This is a genomic window from Enterococcus sp. AZ177 (genome assembly GCF_050544585.1).
Classification (GTDB): Bacteria; Bacillota; Bacilli; order Lactobacillales; family Enterococcaceae; genus Enterococcus_L; species Enterococcus_L plantarum.
The window spans coordinates 794,962-813,980 of record NZ_CP172944.1; the positions used below are offsets into that span (position 1 = coordinate 794,962).

22 protein-coding genes, 1 pseudogene and 1 other annotated feature are annotated in these 19,019 nt (G+C 36.4%); of the genes and pseudogenes, 17 read left to right on the forward strand and 6 right to left on the reverse strand.

What is annotated here, in order from left to right; translation table 11 throughout:
- Positions 1-56: 56 nt before the first annotated feature.
- From IGJ34_RS03835 to murB, 3 genes are all read left to right on the forward strand, one after another.
- A complete protein-coding gene (locus tag IGJ34_RS03835; protein WP_430598162.1) occupies positions 57-533 on the forward strand; it encodes a hypothetical protein in 477 nt (158 codons plus the stop codon).
- A gap of 314 nt (positions 534-847) precedes the next feature.
- The gene (locus IGJ34_RS03840) at positions 848-1,762 is read left to right on the forward strand and encodes a Gfo/Idh/MocA family protein (RefSeq protein ID WP_430598163.1); all 915 of its coding nucleotides are present in this window, start codon (positions 848-850) and stop codon (positions 1,760-1,762) included.
- A gap of 71 nt (positions 1,763-1,833) precedes the next feature.
- Complete coding sequence (murB, locus tag IGJ34_RS03845) at positions 1,834-2,736, forward strand: UDP-N-acetylmuramate dehydrogenase (protein ID WP_206850492.1); 903 nt, start codon at positions 1,834-1,836, stop codon at positions 2,734-2,736.
- Positions 2,737-2,837: 101 nt separating this feature from the next.
- Here the strand turns inward: murB and IGJ34_RS03850 are convergent, their stop codons facing one another.
- The gene (locus IGJ34_RS03850; RefSeq protein WP_430598164.1) at positions 2,838-3,695 is read right to left on the reverse strand and encodes a PhzF family phenazine biosynthesis protein; all 858 of its coding nucleotides are present in this window, start codon (positions 3,693-3,695) and stop codon (positions 2,838-2,840) included.
- 272 nt (positions 3,696-3,967) lie between these two features.
- Positions 3,968-4,612: a cyclic di-AMP binding protein CbpA gene (gene cbpA / locus IGJ34_RS03855; protein WP_069654322.1), complete on the reverse strand. Its 645-nt coding sequence runs from the start codon at positions 4,610-4,612 to the stop codon at positions 3,968-3,970.
- A 148-nt stretch (positions 4,613-4,760) separates the two neighbouring features.
- On the opposite strand from cbpA, the gene rpmG reads away from it, so the two are divergent.
- The 9 genes from rpmG (at position 4,761) to rbsK (ending at position 11,721) form a co-directional block, all read left to right on the forward strand.
- Entirely contained in the window at positions 4,761-4,913 is a 153-nt protein-coding gene (rpmG, locus tag IGJ34_RS03860; protein ID WP_010760564.1) for a 50S ribosomal protein L33, read from the forward strand.
- A 17-nt stretch (positions 4,914-4,930) separates the two neighbouring features.
- Positions 4,931-5,101 (forward strand): preprotein translocase subunit SecE, encoded by a 171-nt coding sequence (secE, locus tag IGJ34_RS03865; protein ID WP_025872850.1) that lies wholly within the window; start codon positions 4,931-4,933, stop codon positions 5,099-5,101.
- A 174-nt stretch (positions 5,102-5,275) separates the two neighbouring features.
- Positions 5,276-5,818 (forward strand): transcription termination/antitermination protein NusG, encoded by a 543-nt coding sequence (nusG, locus tag IGJ34_RS03870; protein ID WP_010773265.1) that lies wholly within the window; start codon positions 5,276-5,278, stop codon positions 5,816-5,818.
- Positions 5,819-5,930: 112 nt separating this feature from the next.
- Complete coding sequence (locus IGJ34_RS03875; protein WP_430598165.1) at positions 5,931-6,797, forward strand: alpha/beta fold hydrolase; 867 nt, start codon at positions 5,931-5,933, stop codon at positions 6,795-6,797.
- Positions 6,798-6,833: 36 nt separating this feature from the next.
- Positions 6,834-7,850: a LacI family DNA-binding transcriptional regulator gene (locus tag IGJ34_RS03880; RefSeq protein WP_430598166.1), complete on the forward strand. Its 1,017-nt coding sequence runs from the start codon at positions 6,834-6,836 to the stop codon at positions 7,848-7,850.
- A 142-nt stretch (positions 7,851-7,992) separates the two neighbouring features.
- Positions 7,993-8,913, forward strand: a complete 921-nt coding sequence (gene rihC, locus IGJ34_RS03885; protein ID WP_430598167.1) for a ribonucleoside hydrolase RihC — start codon at positions 7,993-7,995, stop codon at positions 8,911-8,913.
- A 15-nt stretch (positions 8,914-8,928) separates the two neighbouring features.
- On the forward strand, positions 8,929-10,302 hold the full coding sequence (gene dcuC, locus IGJ34_RS03890; RefSeq protein ID WP_069654326.1) for a C4-dicarboxylate transporter DcuC: 1,374 nt from the start codon (positions 8,929-8,931) through the stop codon (positions 10,300-10,302).
- Positions 10,303-10,337: 35 nt separating this feature from the next.
- A complete protein-coding gene (locus IGJ34_RS03895; RefSeq protein WP_069654327.1) occupies positions 10,338-10,805 on the forward strand; it encodes a GNAT family N-acetyltransferase in 468 nt (155 codons plus the stop codon).
- Between the two features lie 16 nt (positions 10,806-10,821).
- Complete coding sequence (rbsK, locus tag IGJ34_RS03900) at positions 10,822-11,721, forward strand: ribokinase (RefSeq protein ID WP_430598168.1); 900 nt, start codon at positions 10,822-10,824, stop codon at positions 11,719-11,721.
- Between the two features lie 58 nt (positions 11,722-11,779).
- On the opposite strand, the gene sdaAA is transcribed toward rbsK, so the two are convergent.
- Complete coding sequence (gene sdaAA, locus IGJ34_RS03905; protein WP_069654328.1) at positions 11,780-12,667, reverse strand: L-serine ammonia-lyase, iron-sulfur-dependent, subunit alpha; 888 nt, start codon at positions 12,665-12,667, stop codon at positions 11,780-11,782.
- Positions 12,668-12,692: 25 nt separating this feature from the next.
- Positions 12,693-13,361 (reverse strand): L-serine ammonia-lyase, iron-sulfur-dependent subunit beta, encoded by a 669-nt coding sequence (gene sdaAB, locus IGJ34_RS03910; RefSeq protein ID WP_069654329.1) that lies wholly within the window; start codon positions 13,359-13,361, stop codon positions 12,693-12,695.
- Between the two features lie 307 nt (positions 13,362-13,668).
- Between sdaAB and rplK the strand changes: the two genes are divergently transcribed.
- The 5 genes from rplK (at position 13,669) to IGJ34_RS03935 (ending at position 16,638) form a co-directional block, all read left to right on the forward strand.
- The gene (gene rplK, locus IGJ34_RS03915) at positions 13,669-14,091 is read left to right on the forward strand and encodes a 50S ribosomal protein L11 (protein ID WP_010765779.1); all 423 of its coding nucleotides are present in this window, start codon (positions 13,669-13,671) and stop codon (positions 14,089-14,091) included.
- Positions 14,092-14,202: 111 nt separating this feature from the next.
- Positions 14,203-14,892, forward strand: a complete 690-nt coding sequence (gene rplA / locus IGJ34_RS03920; protein WP_069654330.1) for a 50S ribosomal protein L1 — start codon at positions 14,203-14,205, stop codon at positions 14,890-14,892.
- An 89-nt stretch (positions 14,893-14,981) separates the two neighbouring features.
- Positions 14,982-15,109: a sequence feature (ribosomal protein L10 leader region), on the forward strand.
- A gap of 126 nt (positions 15,110-15,235) precedes the next feature.
- Positions 15,236-15,736, forward strand: coding sequence for a 50S ribosomal protein L10 (rplJ, locus tag IGJ34_RS03925; protein ID WP_069654331.1), 501 nt, complete (start codon positions 15,236-15,238; stop codon positions 15,734-15,736).
- Positions 15,737-15,796: 60 nt separating this feature from the next.
- Positions 15,797-16,162: a 50S ribosomal protein L7/L12 gene (gene rplL / locus IGJ34_RS03930; RefSeq protein WP_010760579.1), complete on the forward strand. Its 366-nt coding sequence runs from the start codon at positions 15,797-15,799 to the stop codon at positions 16,160-16,162.
- A gap of 233 nt (positions 16,163-16,395) precedes the next feature.
- Positions 16,396-16,638, forward strand: a complete 243-nt coding sequence (locus tag IGJ34_RS03935) for a GlsB/YeaQ/YmgE family stress response membrane protein (protein ID WP_430598169.1) — start codon at positions 16,396-16,398, stop codon at positions 16,636-16,638.
- Positions 16,639-17,402: 764 nt separating this feature from the next.
- Here the strand turns inward: IGJ34_RS03935 and IGJ34_RS03940 are convergent.
- A pseudogene (locus IGJ34_RS03940) lies at positions 17,403-17,600 on the reverse strand (hypothetical protein).
- 4 nt (positions 17,601-17,604) lie between these two features.
- Positions 17,605-18,975, reverse strand: a complete 1,371-nt coding sequence (gene rlmD / locus IGJ34_RS03945) for a 23S rRNA (uracil(1939)-C(5))-methyltransferase RlmD (protein ID WP_430598170.1) — start codon at positions 18,973-18,975, stop codon at positions 17,605-17,607.
- Positions 18,976-19,019: the final 44 nt, after the last annotated feature.

Consider the following 19,019-nt stretch of genomic DNA (forward strand, 5'->3'; position numbering starts at 1 on the left):
GATTGGTCAGATTCCAAAAAACCAAAACCATCAAAATAATGGATAGGAGATTGTTTGTGAAAGGATTAATAATTAGTGAATTAAAAACAGGTTATGTAGCAAATATGGCAGAAATATTTAATGTACTTCCGCAAAAAGAATTAGAAAAAATGTGGCTTATTAGTAACTACGAATGTAATATTTATCCATTTGAACAGATACCAATAAACAAAGACTATGTTTGGAGAAAGGGAACTGAACTAAAAGAGCTTTTTAATAAAGAAGAAATAATGTTTATTTGGGGAGTATTTACAAGTTTTCCAAGTAATACTGAACTAAATGATGTTTTACAGGTTCCACTACCAATAGCAGATGGAAATGAAACTTTGTGGAAGTCAAAAATAGAAATAATTCATCCTTTAGGAGATACAGAATTTATTTCATGGGATGGTACAGTTTTATTAGTTAAGTCAAAGGATCTAACTATTATTAATGAATTTATAAAAGAATATTCTTCTGTATCTAAAGATTTAGAAGAATATAATTCAAATTAAATAAAAAGGCACTTTATCACAAGACTGGTAATCAAATGATAAAGCCTTGACTAGTAAGCCATAACTCACTACTAAAGTTGCCAACAGCTAGCTGTATTTATTGTACAAAAATTCAAAGGACTTTTTTAATCTTTTTGACTTTTTTTGATGTAGAAATTAGTTAAGTTGTCGACTATGAAAACGGAATGAAACTAAGACAGTATAGAAACTGATGACTATCTTGATTTAGTTGTGTTGCAAAGCTCTAATTTTAAACCATTCCTAAAAAAATATAGTATGATGGATATATCAACTATTGATCGTGAGGAATTCATATGAAAATCGGAATCATCGGCTTAGGAAATATCGCGCAAAAAGCATATCTACCTGTGTACTCTCAACTAAGAGACCAAGCAACGTTTATATTATCCACCCGAAATGAACAAACCCGAAAAGAAATCAGTGAAAAATACGGCTTCAACGAAATGGTTGCTTCAACAGAAGAATTGATTCAGACTGGAATAGCAGCTTGTTTTGTTCATGCGGCAACCAAAGTGCACGGTCAACTAGTAAAACAACTACTAGAAGCGGGCCTCCATGTTTTCGTCGATAAACCGTTAAGTGAAAACCTAGCAGAAGTCAAAGAAATCCAAGCTCTAGCAGCAGAAAAAAAGCTGATTTTGATGGTAGGCTTCAATCGCCGTTTTGCACCGTTTGTAGACGAATTAAAAGCAGTTGACAATAAAAATATGTTGCTGATCCAAAAAAATCGAATAGCATCGGAATCTACAGCTAATTTTGTAATCTACGATTTATTCTTACATGTAGCTGATACACTTGTCTATTTACTTGATGATGATATTCGCCAGGTTCAAACAAAAATCATTGAGGAAGATGGCTTACTAAAAAGAGCGATTCTTCACGTAGAAACAGAAACTACGACAGCCATTGCTTCAATGAATCTCTACGCAGGAGCAAATACAGAAACTTACCAAGTAACAAGTCCAGAAGGAACGTTAGTATTGGAAAATCTAACAGATTTAACTAGCCAAAACCCGTTAGTGACACAACAAAAAAAATTTGGTGATTGGACAACAACAGTAGAAAAACGTGGCTTTCAACAAATGGTGGAGGAATTTATCAAAGCAGTTCAAACAAATGATGACACGTATTTAAAACAAGAAAAAGTCTTTACAAGTCATGAACTATGTGCGCAAATGTTGCGTAAGCATCAAGAACATATTTTATAGAGTCAGACTAGAAAGTTTCTCTTTGACATGCTAGAATAAAAAGGATGTTTGAAAGAAAGGAACGACTTTCGATGAATAAAATTGAAATGATGAATGAATTAACAGATATAACCTTACTATTTGATGAACCTTTGATGAATTTTACGTTTACTAAAACAGGTGGACCTGTGGATGTTCTAGCTTTTCCAAAATCAAAAGCGGAAGTGGCGACATTAGTCGAATACTGCAAAAGTCATGAAATCCCTTGGCTTGTCCTAGGAAATGCCAGCAACTTGATTGTCCGAGATGGCGGTATTCGCGGAATGGTAATTATGTTGGAAAACATGAAAAAAATCTCTGTTTCTAAAAACCAGATCATTGTAGAAGCAGGAGCAAAATTGATCGATACAACCTATGTTGCTTTGGAGCATGATTTGACTGGTTTCGAATTTGCTTGTGGGATTCCTGGAAGTATCGGTGGCGCTGTCTATATGAATGCAGGAGCTTACGGTGGAGAGATTAAAGACGTTTTCACAAGTGTTGATGTGCTGTTGGAAGACGGGACGATCCAAACCTTTACAAATGAAGAGATGGCATTTTCTTATCGTCATAGTGCGATTCAAGATATGCACTGTATTGTATTAGAGGCGACTTTTTCGTTAAGCGAAGGGGAAAATAGCGTAATCAAAGATCAGATGGTTGAGTTGACTGCATTAAGAGAATCGAAGCAACCATTGGAGTACCCATCTTGCGGGAGTGTCTTTAAACGACCAGAAGGACATTTTACTGGGAAATTGATTCAAGATGCTGGCTTACAAGGATTACAATGGGGCGGCGCTCAAATCTCAGAAAAGCATGCAGGGTTTATTGTGAATATCGATCATGCTACGGCTACTGATTATGTTGAATTGATTGCGCATATTCAACAAGTGATCAAAGAAAAATTTGATGTTGTATTGGAGACAGAAGTACGTATTATTGGTGAAGAGCGTTAAGAAAGAAACATTCGCTTCTGTTCTCACCGATTATCTAGATGTCTTAGGGAGGGAGTGTGACTCGCGGAGTCATATCCCCCCCCTTTTTTTATAGTCTACTTTTACTCATGATCTTCTACAGTTAAACACTTTGTTTCACAATAATACCCTTTGCCACCAACAAACACTTTTTCTATATCCTTCTCGCTATTGGTGGATAATTTAACTAATATTTCAGAAGACGAGTCTAGAGAGTAACCTTGCTCAAATACATAGACATCTTTTTGCAGTGAGTGCTGTTCATAAAGGTAGCAAGCTAACGCACCGTTTGAAGTTCCAGTGGCTGCTTCTTCATTAATGTCATATAGTGGAGCAAAATTTCTACAGATTATTCGATCATCATTAACCGTATATAGATGCATTCCAACAACCTTATAATGCTTGCTGATTTCTTTAATTTTATCAAAATTAGGTTTCAGAGCATGTAATTGTGTTTCAGTTTTTATAGGAATTAAAATATCTTTTAGGCCTGTTGAGACAATTTGAATTGGATAGTTGGTGTCAATATCTTTAATGTCAAAACAATTGATGAACGCTGTTGGGGATAGAACATCATAGAATCTAGGTTTGTTTTGCTCCATGAATACAGTGTCATCTTTTATGGTAATCGTAAGAACACCGCTATTCGTTTCAATCGTATAACGATTTCTGAAGAGTTTATTTAAGTGCATCAGTATCGTAAAGGAGGCAATTGTAGCATGACCACATAAATCGACCGCTTCTTTTGGTGTAAAATATTCAAGTTTATAATCAGCAATGTTAGATTCTGAGATAAATGCAGTTTCCGCATAGCCAAGTTGTTTAGCTATTGCCATTTTTTGAGCAATAGTCAATGGATACTCTATAAATACGACTCCGGCTGTATTACCGCCTTTATGATCTTTACTAAATGCACTTGCAACATATACAGTTTGTTTCATACGGTACCAACCTTTCTCACGATAGTAAATTGTATTATAGAAAGTATTATGTATAAATGAACTTTCGACAGTGAAGATAAAAAAAGAGGTTGGGTCAGAAGTGTTTAACTCCGAGAAATAAGAAGGAATTTACGAAAATTGCTCTTCAAATTTTTGTGAATTTCGGCTTATTTCCGAAGGAGTTGCTTCTGCGCCCACCGTTTAATCGGTTATTAAGAGCCTGAAACATAACCTTTTTAGTTATGTCCCAGGCTCTCCTTTTTTTTACTATTTTATTCAGCATTTGCTTGTAAATCTTCAATTTCAACGACTTTAAGATTCTTACGCTCTAAATTCTCAACAATCACGGCACAAGTCTCTTCAGTTGTTTCTGCTGGCAATGTAATCAAGGTACGACGGATAAATTCATCTTCACCGATATCAAGCGTAATACAGCTGGCAATACTGCTGTGTTTCGCAATGATTTTCGTCATCGCAGCCAAATCGCCTTGCTTACCTGTTGTCGCAATTGTCAATACATAACTACCACGCTGAATATTCCAGGATTGAGCCAAGATATTCAATAACGTGCTATGGGTTAAAATCCCATAAAAATAATTATTCTCATCCAGTACAGCAATATATGGTAATTCTTTGATCGTAAAAAAGACTTTAAAGAATGATGTGTTTACAAAAATAAATTTAGTCGCGTTTTTTAATAAATAAGTTACTGGCAAACTCATGTCTCCACCGTTTGCTTTATGGCGGTAGATGTGCATTTTATAGATATTTCCTCTAAAAATCTTTTCCGATTCATCTAAAATCGGAACACAACGATACCCTGAGTCTTCAAGGATCGTCAACGCTTCTTCCAAAGTGCAGGATTCATTGACAGTTGTAAGATTTTTCTTTTTGATAACAACGGATTTTAATAACATATTTTGACCCCCCGTAGGTTAAATTCGTCTGACAACGTAATGATAACATAATTTGAAAGAAAACAATAGTTTATTGAGTATCCATTGACATTCTGGTGAAAGAATGATAATGTTATTGAGTAAATTTGTGAATAGAGGAGGTTGAACAATGGCAACAAAAAAATCAGCACTTGCTTGTTCAGATTGTGGCTCCAGAAACTATTCTAAAGCCGTCAGTGAAGGAAAACGTGGAGAACGGTTAGAAATCAAAAAATTCTGTAAATACTGTCAAAAATACACGTTACATAAAGAGACGAAATAGATATTGGAGGAGCTTAAATGAAATTTTTACGTAGTGTTAAAGATGAGATGAAACAAGTTTCTTGGCCATCTAAAAAACAATTACGCAAAGACACATTGGTTGTTATCGAAACATCCATTATTTTTGCGGCATTATTCTTCGTAATGGATACAGTGATCCAAACAGCTTTTGGTTGGATTCTTAAGTAATTCAAACTAGTATTTCATTGCAAACAGTGCTATAATAGCACATGAGAAAAAACTTCGGGGGACTGAGGTTTTTTTATTTTCACATGAGAAAAAGAAAATGAGTGCAAGGCAGTACTTGTGATTCTTAATGTATTGTTCCATCAACCAATAAACCCTAAAGGAGCCGAATCAGAAATGGAATCATTTGAAAAAAATTGGTATGTATTACATACATACTCAGGTTACGAAAACAAAGTAAAAGCGAATATTGAATCACGTGCACAAAGCATGGGCATGGGAGATTTCATTTTTCGTGTAGTCGTTCCAGAAGAAACAGAAACAGAAGTAAAAAATGGCAAGTCTAAGGAGATCGTTCATAAAACGTTCCCTGGTTATGTACTAGTGGAAATGACGATGACAGATGATTCTTGGTATGTAGTACGTAATACACCAGGTGTTACTGGGTTTGTCGGCTCACATGGTGCCGGAAGTAAGCCAGCGCCGTTATTGCAAGAAGAAATCAATCACATCTTGCGATCAATCGGCATGAGCACACGTCAATCTGATTTGGATGTTGCTTTAGGTGACACAGTCCGTATTATTGAAGGGGCGTTTTCTGGTCTTGAAGGTGAAGTAACAGAAGTTGATGAAGAACGTCAAAAATTAAAAGTGAACATCGATATGTTTGGTCGTGAAACAAGTACAGAGTTAGACTTTGAACAAGTAGACTCAATCTAAAAAAATAAAAAGCTGAAGCAGACCTGCTTTGGCATTAAGAGAGTGGAGCAAAACGAACGATTGTTTTGCCCTACTCTCTTCTTACTATAGTGACGATTGAAAAGGTGATAAAATGAAAAAAACGAACTATTACTTATTAACAATACTCTTTTTCTTCTTATTTTTTGCTGGATGTACGAATAAAAAAGTCTCCGAAAATGGAAACCAACAAGCTGTAAAGAATTCAACGACAAGTGAAACAATGAAAAAGACAGCTATCCCTACACTATTTATTCACGGATACAGTGGTGGTGAAAATTCTTTTGGTCGCATGATTAAAAGGATGGATAGGCATGCTCTTACAAAAAAAGAGCTAGTCTTGATTGTTAGTCCTACTGGTAAGGTCCAGGCGCAAGGGAACTTGACTGGCACAGAAAATAATCCTAGTGTCCAAATTTTGTTTGAAGATAATAAAAACAATGAGTGGAATCAAGCAGAGTGGATCAAAAATTGTTTGGCGTATATCCACGATAAGTATGGCATAACAGATGTTAATTTGGTTGGACATTCAATGGGTGGAGCAAGCTCTTTGCGTTATCTAACGAAATATGGTGATGATGCAAGTCTTCCAAAAATCAATAAATTTGTCGGTATCGCAGCACCATTTAATAACTTTGTAGACTTATCTAAAGGAGAGTCGATCGAAGATGTTCTTAATAATGGTCCTAAAGTTCAGAGTGAACGCTATACTGACTATCTAAGCGGAATCAAGAAAGTATCGAAAGATATGAAAGTCATGATTATTGCAGGGGATATCGAAGACGGCAGCCTAAGCGATGGAACTGTTCCTGTAGCAGATGCATTAAGTGTGGTTTCATTACTTAAAGCACACGGAAATGACGTACAAGAAAAAATTTTTTATGGAAAATCAGCGCAACATAGCCAACTGCACGAAAATACAGAAGTCGATAAATGTATTATAGATTTTTTATGGAAATAAACCACGAAAACAAGCTTACTGGTAAAGGAGAAAGTCATGAAAATTAGAATGAAAGACATTGCAAAAATGGCCAACGTATCGGAAGCTGCGGTTTCTTTAGTTTTAAATGACAAACCTTCTAGAATCTCTGAAAAAAAGAAACAAGAAATTAAAGCAATTGCTAAAGAATTGAATTACGTTCCGAATATCGCAGCTCAAAGCCTTGCCAAAAAAGCGTCACAGACCATTGGTGTTGTTATTCCAGATATTGAGAATCCTTTTTTTTCGAAGCTTTGCAAACAATTAGAAGAAGGGTTTAGAACATTGGGCTATTTAACCATTATCGTCAATTCTAATGATGATTTTACTGTTGAAAAAAATCTGATTCAAATGCTGTTGAATCGTGGTGTTGATGGCTTGATCATTGCTTTGTCGAATGCGTCTTTTTCATTTAAAGCAGAACAAGAACAGTTTTTAAAAGAAATCGATGCACCGTTTGTTTTAGTTGATAGGCACGTTTCATTCACTGGGGTCAATCAAGTCTATTTTGATAGCGAAGCTGGTGGAAAACTTTCTGCAGAATATCTTCTAAAAAATGGTCATCGGAATATTGCCTTCATGACGGGAGATTTTAAAGTCCCGAGTACACTGGATCGACTTAATGGCTATAAACAAGCATTGGAAAGTTATGGTGTAAAAGTAAAAGAAGAATACATCATTGAAACGGGGTATCGTTTTAATTGCGGTATGGAAAAAGCAAAGGAACTTTTTGCGTTAACGGATGTAACAGCTGTTCTCACCTCCAATGATATGGTTGCTTTTGGTGTATTGAAACAGGCATTGAGCAACGGGAAAACGATCCCAGATGATCTTTCAATCATTGGGTATGACCGTTTGGAGTTAGCAGATATTCTTGGAATTTCATTAGCCACAGTAGAGCAAAATAGTTTGGCATTAACAGAACAAGCTGTTGGATTACTGAAGAATATACTAACTAGTCGAAAAGTAAAAACAGAAACAATCATTTTGAAACCAACGTTATTTAAAGGGGAAAGTGTCAAAAATTTAAAATAAGTATTGACGAAATTTAAATAAAGCGCTATCATAATGAACAGATAGATTAAGCGGTTAATCTAAAAATACTTTTTTATTTCTGAAAAAGTATTTTTTTATACTAATTAGGTAATGCGCTTAACCTAAGAAGGAGGAAGGATTTATGATAAGAGAAAAAAGACCGATCATCATCGACACAGACCCAGGAATTGACGACGCAGTAGCTTTATCGATTGCCCTTAATCATTCAGAATTAGACGTTAAGTTGCTAACAACTGTTGCAGGAAATGTAAACGCAAACAAAACGACAGAGAATACCTTGAAGCTAGTGTCCTTTTTTGATAAACAAGTACCTGTTGCAAAAGGCTGTGACAAACCTTTATTGATCCAACTTGAAGATTCAGCAGAAATTCATGGAGAAAGTGGGATGGACGGATACGATTTCCCGCAAGCTACAACAAAAGCTCTTGCTGTACATGCTGTTGAAGCAATGAAAGAGTGTATCCTTGGAAGTAAGGAGCCCATTACTCTAGTTCCAATCGCTGCATTAACGAATATTGCCTTACTTTTTAATATGTATCCAGAAGTAAAGCAGAATATTAGAGAAATCGTTATGATGGGCGGTTCATTATCAAGAGGAAACACGAATACAAGCGCAGAATTTAATACGTATGTTGATCCACACGCAGCTCAAATTGTTTTCCAAGCAGGCGTTCCGATCGTAATGGTTGGCTTAGACGTAACCAGTACTGCAGTACTGACAAGAAATGAAACAGAAAAAATCAAAGAATTTGGAAAAGTTGGCAACATGTTCTACTCATTATTCCAGCATTATCGCGGTGGTAGTTTGCAGACTGGGTTGAAAATGCACGATGTTTGCGCTATTGCTTATTTAACAGATCCAGATTTATTTACAGTTCAAGAAACATTTATTGAAATCGCTTTAGAAGGTCCAGCAGCAGGTACCACCGTAGCAGATTTGAAAATGAAATACCATGATACAACAAATGCAACAGCGTGTTTAGCTATCGATATCCCCGCTTTTCAGAATTGGGTCGTAACGAATTTAGAAAAAATAAATTAAAAAAGGGGTCATACTATGATCGAGTCATTATTAGTATTAATTGTTTTAGCTCTTGTTGCTTATTTGATTATTAAAAATTATCATCCGGCCTTAAGTTTGATCAGCGGTGCATTGATTTTGTTACTGTTTGCGGTGTTATTAGGGCACCCATTATACCCAGCAGGTGAAGGAACTGGCTTAGCATTTTTTGATATTTTCTTGAAATTTAAAGATACGATCATTGCCCAAGTTAGTTCGGCAGGAATTGTGATCATGATTTTGTTTGGTTACTCTGGCTATATGAATGTTATTGGCGCAAATCAAGTTGCTGTAAATAGTTTGGTTAAACCGTTACAAAAAATAAAATCAAAAGCATTATTTGTACCACTTGTTTTCTTAGTCGGTAACTTAATGTCTTTAGTTGTACCAAGTGCTTCTAGCTTAGCGATTATTTTGATGGCGATTTTATACCCAATGTTAGCAAGTATGGGAATTTCTTCTTTAACTGCGGCGGGTGTAATTGCCATGACAGCAACAATCATGCCTACACCTCTTGGAGCAGACAATGTTATTGCAGCTCAAACGTTAGATTATGATTTATTGACCTATGTTGCATGGAACGCTAAAATTTCGATACCTACTCTATTGATCATGGCTGTAGCTCATTATTTCTGGCAAAAATACTGTGATAAAAAAGAAGGTGAGTCTGCTTTTATTGCAATCAAAAATGATGAACTAGCTCAAAAAGAAGAAGTAGATACACCGAAAATTTATGCTCTTTTACCTTTGTTACCGTTGATTTTAATTTTGGTCGTCGGGATTACAAGCATGTTTGTGAAAGGGATTCAAATGGATATTTTTGTTTTGACATTCATTTCGTTTTTCATTGCTGTAGCATTTGAAACAATTAGGCATAGATCGTATAAAAAAATTCAAGACTCTGCTGCTGAGATGTTTAAAGGGATGGGACAAGGTTTTAGTCAAGTTGTGATGCTCGTTGTCGGTGGTTCTTTATTCACAACAGCAGTTCAGTCTTTAGGGATTATTGATAGTTTGATGGCCTCTGTTGAATCATCTGCATCAGCTGGATTAGTCACCACATTGATTTTTAGCGGTGCAACTACTTTATTTGGTATTTTAAGTGGTGGCGGATTGGCTATGTTTTATGCTGTGATCGAGTTGATTCCAGATATAGCATCTAAGGCTGGAATTGATGGGATTTTAATTTCATTACCAATGCAAATGATCGCAAACTTAGCAAGAACGATTTCTCCAGTAGCGGCAGTTGTGATGATTGTTGCATCGACTGTGGATGTCAGCCCCGTTCGTATTTTGAAACGGACAAGTGTTCCGACAATCATAGGAATTATTTGTGTTGTTGTATTATCGATTCTGTTACTTCCTTATTAAGTTGGTGAACTGAACCCTCTCGGAGATGAACAGAAATGAAAATAATGTTAGCCGAAATAAAAGATAGTAGAGAAATCAATGAGTTGTTTGAATGTGCAAAAAAATATATGAAACAAATGGATGTGCATCAATGGACAAAGCTTTATCCTAATGAAGACATCGTTCAGCAGGATATTTATAATGGATCGTTATATAAGTTAGTTGAGGGGCATAAGCTGACTGCTGTAGCTACTTTAGATAAGTTGGATCAAAAAGCTTATCGTTTAAGACGGATTGCAACAAATCCAAATGATTTATCTAAAGGTTATGCATCAAGTTTACTAAATGATATAATAAATAGAATAAAAGAAAAAAATGGAAAGCATATTTATTCAAGTACAAATCATTCTAATCGTAACATGCATTATTTTTTTAAGAAGCATGGTTTTGAAAAAATTTCAGAGTATACTGAAGCTGAAAGAGAGTATCTGGGTTCTTTCTATGAGTATTTGAAGAAAATATAAGTAAGGAGAGTCCGCGATGAACAAAGTAATAGTTTTAGGAAGTATCAATATGGATATGGTTATGGAAACAGACCGACTACCCAAAGTAGGAGAAACTCTTTTGGGGCAAAGCATCGACTATTATGTCGGCGGAAAAGGAGCGAATCAAGCAGTTGCAGCTGCTCGTGTAGGAGCAAAGGTGTCATTGATTGGGAAAATCGGTGATGATACATTTGGTTCCAAGGTTTATAAACATTTGGAACAAGAAAAAATTGATGTCAGTGGAGTGACATCCGAAAAAAATATTTTTACAGGAGTTGCCTCGATTTTTAAACTAAAGGAAGACAATGCGATTGTTGTATTGCCAGGGGCAAATATGTTGTTGCAAGATATTGAGACGAACTTGACTGAAAACGTTAAGTCTGATGATATACTATTGACACAATTGGAAATTCCAATCGAAACAGTACAAAAAGGGTTGTCCTTAGCGAAAGCGAAGGGGGCAGTAACGATTTTAAACCCCGCTCCTTATGATGAAAAAGTTATCGATATGCTACCAGTTGTAGATATCATCACACCAAATGAAACAGAATTTGAAGGCTTACTAGGGTACTCAATTACGGATGAGGGACAATTTGAAAAGGAAATGTTGAACTGGTCAAGAACCCATAAGACGCAACTGATTGTAACTCGTGGGAGAGATGGGATCTCTTACACAACGGAGAATGAAGTTATTACGATTCCAGCTAAAGAAGTAACAGTTGTTGATACGACAGGTGCCGGAGATACATTTAATGGGATTTTAGCAGCATGCTTAGCAAAAGAAATGACGGTTTCAGAGGCCATTCAGCTTGCTGGAAAAGGTGCTACACTTTCTGTGACTAAACTAGGGGCGCAAACAGGGATGCCGACCTTGGAGGATATTGATCTATTTTAAATAAAAAAGTTTGTAGCAACCATCATTTCTTTTGATCATTGCTACAAACTTTTTTTGATTATTTAGTGGGTGCTGCCGATTGATTGTCGAATAGTTCTTTTGTTAATCGTTGCGCAGTGGGAGTCACAGCTAAGCCACCTTCTGCTGTTTCTTTAAAAATTTGGGGCATTTGACGACCAACCTGGTACATCGCAGCTACGACTTCATCTGGTGGTATCACACTACGGATGCCTGCTAAAGCCATATCAGCTGAAATAAAGGCTTGTGAAGAGCCTAAAGCATTCCGTTTTACGCAAGGGACCTCGACCAAACCGGCCACAGGATCACAAATCAAGCCCATCATATTTTTTAAAGTAATTGCAATTGCTTGTGCGGCTTGATCAGCTGAACCGCCAGCGGCACACACTAAAGCGGCACTTGCCATAGCACTAGCAGAACCAACCTCCGCCTGACAACCGCCTTCGGCACCGCTGATCGATGAATTATTTGCGATCACGAGTCCAAAAGCTCCGGCAGTAAAAAGAAAGTCTAATTGTTGTTCATGTGTAAGGTGTAATTTTTCTATTGCCGCCATCAAAACACCCGGGACGACACCGGCGCTTCCAGCAGTCGGTGTTGCACAGATCAACCCCATATTTGCATTGACTTCATTGACTGCAACGGCATTTCGAACCGCTGTTAAAATTGTTTCTCCGCTTAAAAAGTTTCCTGTTTGAATATAATCATCAAGTCGAGTTGCATCACCACCAGTAAGGCCTGTTACCGAAGTCACACCGTCGACACCTTCTTGGATCGATTGCTTCATGACAGCAAGATTACGCTCCATCGTTTCAATGATTCGTTCGCGGCTATGTCCGTGATTTTCAATCTCTGTTGCAATCATCAATTCAGCAACGGATGGAAAATCTGTTGCTTGTTGTACTAATTCTTCTATAGATAGAAACATAACGAGTTTGCTCCTTTAATTTAAGTTAATCAAAATAATTTACACTGTAAATGTGAGGGATTTGAACTAATTTCATTGTAATATCACCAATATCAGCATGGTCGATTTCAATGATCATAATGGCTTTTTCACCTTTGGATTCTCGTGTTACAGTCATCGTGCCAATATTGATATCTGTATCAGAGAGTAGATTGGTAACTTTAGCAATCATTCCCGGCACATCTTGATGGACAATAATAAATGTAGGAGTCCCCATTGTTAAAGAAATTTTGAACCCATTCAATTCAGAGATTTGAATGTTACCTCCACCTATTGAGATTCCAGTAACAGAAAGCTTTCGATCACCTTTAGAAACAAGTAATTTAACTAGATTTGGGTGCTCAGCTTTTTCTTTTAGTGGGACAAATAAAACTTCCATATCTTGTTCATGCGCAATTTTTAAAGAATCAGCAAGACGTTCATCATCTGGTTCCATATCCAATAAGCCACCAACTAAAGCAATATCAGTCCCATGCCCGCGATACGTTTTCGCAAAAGACTCATATAAATATATATCAACAGTATCTGGCTGTTCACCGAAAATACTTCGGACGATTTTACCGATACGGGCAGCACCAGCAGTATGAGAACTACTTGGACCAATCATAACGGGGCCGATGATATCAAAAACACTTTTATAACGTAGATTTTCCATTGTCTGTTCACCTATCCTTTAATTTAAATGTGAATCAGGATTTTTCTAACGAAAGTCTATCATAATTACAAAGAATAAACTAGAACAGCAATAAAAATGCGAGAAAAATTTATCTTTCTCTCATTTCTAAACGAAAATCTATGAGGAAAAAGAATGAAAAGGTATTGAAATTTAATAAGAAGCAGAGTATACTATTTAAGTGTGCATTTTTTGCATGCAGAATTTCTTTGATTTGTCAAAGAATGACGTGGGAGGAGAAATCTTCATCTCCAATTAACCACATCACGGACCCAAGGAGGTATGTCTCGTGGCAAAAAAAGTAGAAAAATTAGTTAAATTGCAAATTCCTGCAGGTAAAGCAACACCAGCTCCACCAGTAGGTCCAGCATTAGGTCAAGCGGGTATCAACATTATGGGATTCACTAAAGAATTCAACGCTCGTACAGCTGATCAAGCTGGTTTGATCATTCCAGTTGTAATCTCTGTATATGAAGATCGTTCATTTACATTTATTACAAAAACACCACCAGCTGCAGTATTATTGAAAAAAGCTGCAAAAATCGAAAAAGGTTCTGGTGAGCCAAACAAAACTAAAGTAGCGAATGTTACGAAAGATCAAGTGAAAGAAATCGCTGAACTTAAAATGGCAGACCTAAACGCAGCAGACGTTGAAGCGGCTATGCGCATGGTTGAAGGAACTGCAAGAAGCATGGGAATCACTGTAGGATAATTTTTATTCTAATAGAACCCAAAGAAGTAGCTTCTCAGTTTATTTCATATTCAAAGATATGAATTACGTGGGAGGTTCGACCGTTATAACCACAATCAAGGAGGAAACAAAATGGCTAAAAAAAGCAAAAAAATGCAAGATGCATTAAAAAAAGTTGAAGCAACAAAAGTTTACCCAGTAGCAGAAGCAATCGCTTTGGCTAAAGAAACAAATATTGCAAAATTCGACGCAACTGTTGAAGTTGCTTATCGTTTAAATGTAGATCCTAAAAAAGCAGACCAACAAATCCGTGGTGCAGTAGTACTACCAAACGGAACTGGTAAAACACAAAGCGTTTTAGTTTTCGCTAAAGGCGATAAAGCCAAAGAAGCTGAAGCAGCTGGTGCTGATTACGTAGGTGACGCTGATATGGTTCAAAAAATCCAAGGTGGATGGTTTGGATTTGACGTAGTTGTAGCAACTCCAGACATGATGGCTGAAGTTGGTAAATTAGGTCGTGTCTTAGGTCCTAAAGGCCTTATGCCTAACCCTAAAACTGGTACTGTAACAATGGACGTAACAAAAGCTGTTAACGAAGTAAAAGCTGGTAAAGTAACATACCGTGTTGATAAAGCTGGAAACATCCATGTACCAATTGGTAAAGTTTCATTTGATAATGAAAAATTATTAGAAAACTTCAATACAATCAACGATGTATTGTTGAAAGCTAAACCATCAGCTGCAAAAGGTCAATATATCAAAAACATTTCAGTAACAACTACATTTGGACCTGGAATCCATGTTGACCAAGCTTCATTTTAATTAGAAAAGTAGCTCAAATTGCTCATACTAATAGAAAATAAGTAAAAAAATTATTGACTCAACTACCTTTCCCATGGTAAGGTAGTTGAGGTTAATAATTAACTGTACCGAAGACAGTAGGTGACGCAAGTCTTAATTTCCTACCGAGGACAATTGTTGATACATACAATTACGTCCCTCTATGTCAACGGTGGCATGGAGTTTTGTTGTTTTACACGACTTTTGAAAAAAAGACGATGTAAAACAATACTTGGCGAACAAAGTGAGCGAAGTTTCTTTAGAAGCTTTTAACTAACATATGGTAAACCAAACTCCACCATCAATTATCAGGAGGTGAAAATAAATGAGTGAAGCAGCAATCGCTAAAAAAGAAACCCTAGTCGAAGAAGCAACAGCTAAGTTTCAAGAAGCAGCTTCTGTAGTCATCGTTGATTACCGTGGTTTGACTGTAGAAGAAGTGACGAACTTACGTAAACAATTGCGTGATGCAAATGTCGAAATGAAAGTTATCAAAAATTCTATCCTTTCACGTGCAGCTAAAAAAGCTGGACTAGAAGGTTTGGACGAAGTATTTACAGGACCTACAGCAGTCGCTTTCAGTAACGACGATGTAGTAGCACCTGCTAAAATCATCGACGAATTTGCAAGTACTGCCAAAGCATTGGAAATCAAAGGTGGCGTTATTGAAGGTAAAGTATCTTCAGTAGAAGAAATGACATCTTTAGCAAAACTTCCAAGTCGCGATGGACTACTTTCTATGCTATTATCTGTATTACAAGCGCCAGTCAGACAAGTGGCTTACGCTGTCAAAGCAGTGGCAGAAAAAGAAGAAGAAGTTGCATAATTGCAGCCTAGTGACACACTAAATAAAAAATAATGAATTATTAAAACGGAGGAAACCATAATGGCATTGAACATTGAAAACATTGTTGCAGAATTAGAAGGCGCAACTATTTTAGAATTAAACGACTTAGTAAAAGCTATTGAAGAAAAATTTGACGTATCTGCAGCAGCTCCTGTAGCAGCAGCAGCAGGACCAGCAGCAGCTGGCGAAGAACAAACTGAATTCACTGTAGAATTAACTTCTGCAGGCGATCAAAAAGTTAAAGTTATCAAAGCAGTTCGTGAAGCAACTGGTCTTGGCTTGAAAGAAGCTAAAGCAGTAGTTGATGGCGCTCCTGCACCAATCAAAGAAGGCGTTTCTAAAGATGAAGCAGAAGCTTTAAAAGCTGCTTTAGAAGAAGTTGGCGCTTCAATCACAGTAAAATAATCTTTTCAAGATTAGATTTCAAGCTAGAATCCATTTGGATTTTAGCTTTTTTGTTTACCCAAATTGAATTTTTTGATACGATTCAAATAACGAATGATATGAGATGAAAGTGATAAAAAGATGATATAAACCCAATTTAAAATGCATTTCTTTCGCATGAAATTAAATAATCTGTTAGCATTATTAAGTAATAATTATTACATTTATTCTATTTATTTTAAGGAGGTCATATTATGCATTGGTTATGGGTTTTAATCGTAGGTGGCGTTATCGGAGCAATTGCTGGAGCAATCACTAGCAAAGGAAAATCAATGGGCTGGATCTTTAATATTATTGCAGGTCTTGTAGGCTCATCGATCGGTCAATCACTTCTAGGAAGTTGGGGACCTCAAGTTGCCGGTATGGCACTATTTCCTTCAGTTATTGGTGCTGTGATTTTAGTTGCAGTTGTATCGTTCTTTGTAGGTAAAAATTAAATGTAGACCATAAGAAAAACTACTATAGAGAAATTTATAGTGGTTTTTCTTATGGTCTAAAATTTTTGACTTCACATACTATTTTATGTAAAAGAATTAAATCAAAAAATGATATGGCCAATCCAATATTTCTGACATAAAATAAGTATTTTTCCTTATCTAATTGTATCAGCATGTATTTTTTGCTAAGATTAGAAAGTTCATCAGCAATCGAAAAGTATAGAATGAAAGAATGATTACATGGTATGAGGAGTTACTTATTCCTTCTAATATTGAAAAAATTTGGCATTTATTTGATTTAGATCAGATGCATTTGATTATGCCACAATAGTAGAAACAACGATTTTAGAAAAAAAGGAAGAAATTATTGGAAGCACCTATCGACAAGTGTAACGTGAAGGCAAACGTACCGAAACGTATATCGTAACGGACTTAGAACATGAAGACACGCCATCTAAAAAGCACAATAAAACTGGTTTTACTTTAGTAAAAATGATTGCAGTAGAATCGGCAATTACGTTGATCAAGATTTCAGAGAATGAAACGAAGTTGATTTATAGTGGACAAAATAAAGGGATTAATTTTTAGGGAAATTGTTTATGAAATTTAATAGCACTAAAAAGAATCAGCAAGTGGTAGATGATTTTATGCAAAGAGTAAAGGTGGAAGCCTTGAAGGAAAAGGATAAATAATCACTATTTTTATCAGTATTTTATCCATTTAAATGAAAGAAGAGCCTGGTACATAACTAAAAAGGTTATGTTTCAGGCTCTTAGTAACCGAATAAACGGTGGGCGCAGAAGCAACTCCTTCGGAAATAAGCCGAAATTGCTGTAAAACACAACAAGGAACAAGTTGATGTTGCACAGTACCTACTTGGTCACAAAAATTTGAAGAACAATTTTCGTAAATTCCTTCTTATTTCTCGGAGTTAAACACTTCTGCCCCAACCTCTTCTCTATTTGCCTATCTTTTAGTCAATTTCACGACAACTTCACATCGCGCCGTTTGTGGAAACATATCTACAGATTGTAGATACTTCACATCAAAGACTTTAGCCAGATCAACTAAATCTTTTGCGAGCGTTGACACATTACAAGAAATATAGACCATCTTTTTAGGAGGTTGCTTTAAAATGGCTCTCAGCAGTTTTTGATCCAAACCGGTTCTAGGTGGGTCAACGATGATTGCATCGGGTTTAAAACCACTCTGAAGCCATTTGGGAAGTAATTCTTCAGCAGTACCTACTTCGTAATGGGTATTTGTAACCCCTAGACGTTTAGCATTCATTTTAGCATCTTCGATCGCGGCAGGAATAATATCCATTCCTCGAACTTCTTTCGCTTGTTTAGCAATACTTAAACCAATAGTTCCGACACCGCAATAAGCATCCACAACGGTTTCATTCGCCTGTAAGTCGAGTGCTTTCAAGGCTTCACTATATAAAACTTCCGTTTGTTCCGGATTTAGTTGAAAGAAAGCTCGAGGTGATAGATCAAATGTTACTTCATTGATTTGTTCCTCAATACTTTCTTTCCCCCAGACATGGATCGTTTCATCACCCATAACAATCGAAGTCCGTTTATTTTGCACATTTTGCATAATGGAAACAACCTCTGGAAGATGTTGCGTGATTTCTTCAATCAAGGCTTTTTTCTGTGGAAATTTTACGGATTGCGTAATAAAAACAACTTGGACTTCATTTGTTTTGACCCCGACACGAACCATTAAAGTTCGGAAGATACCACTATTTTTACGTTCGTTGTAGATTGGTAATTGATATTTGTTCAGTAACTCTACTAAAGCATTCATTACCTTCGTTGTGGCTGGTTGTTGAACGAGACAATCGGTGATAGGAACTAAGCGATGAGAATCCGCTTGATAAAGGCCAGCTTCAATTTCTCCATCGATTTTCCTTAATTGAAATTGCGCTTTATTACGATAATTCCAAGGATTTTTCATACCGATTGTTTTGGATAGCTGATAATTCTCATAGTTTCTGGGTCTAAACTTATTTAGGGACTGTTTTAATAAATCTTTTTTAAAAAGTAATTGTGCTGGATAAGCTAAATGTTGCAATTGGCAGCCACCGCAGGCTTCATAAACAGGACAAGGCGGTACGACACGTTCAGGTGCTGGTTTTACGATTTTTTTTAATTGTCCTTCAACAAAACGAGGAGCTATTTTTGTAACTTCGACAGAAACATCTTCTTTCGGTAATGCACCTGGAACGAAAACAATTGTTTTTTTGTAGTAGCCAATGCCTTCACCGTTGATACCTAAACGTTTTATTTTTAAAGGAATCGTTTGTCCTTCTTTTAATAGTTGTGTGGTCATAGTTCCATCCTTTTGATCCGTAGATCTCTTAATCAAATATAGCG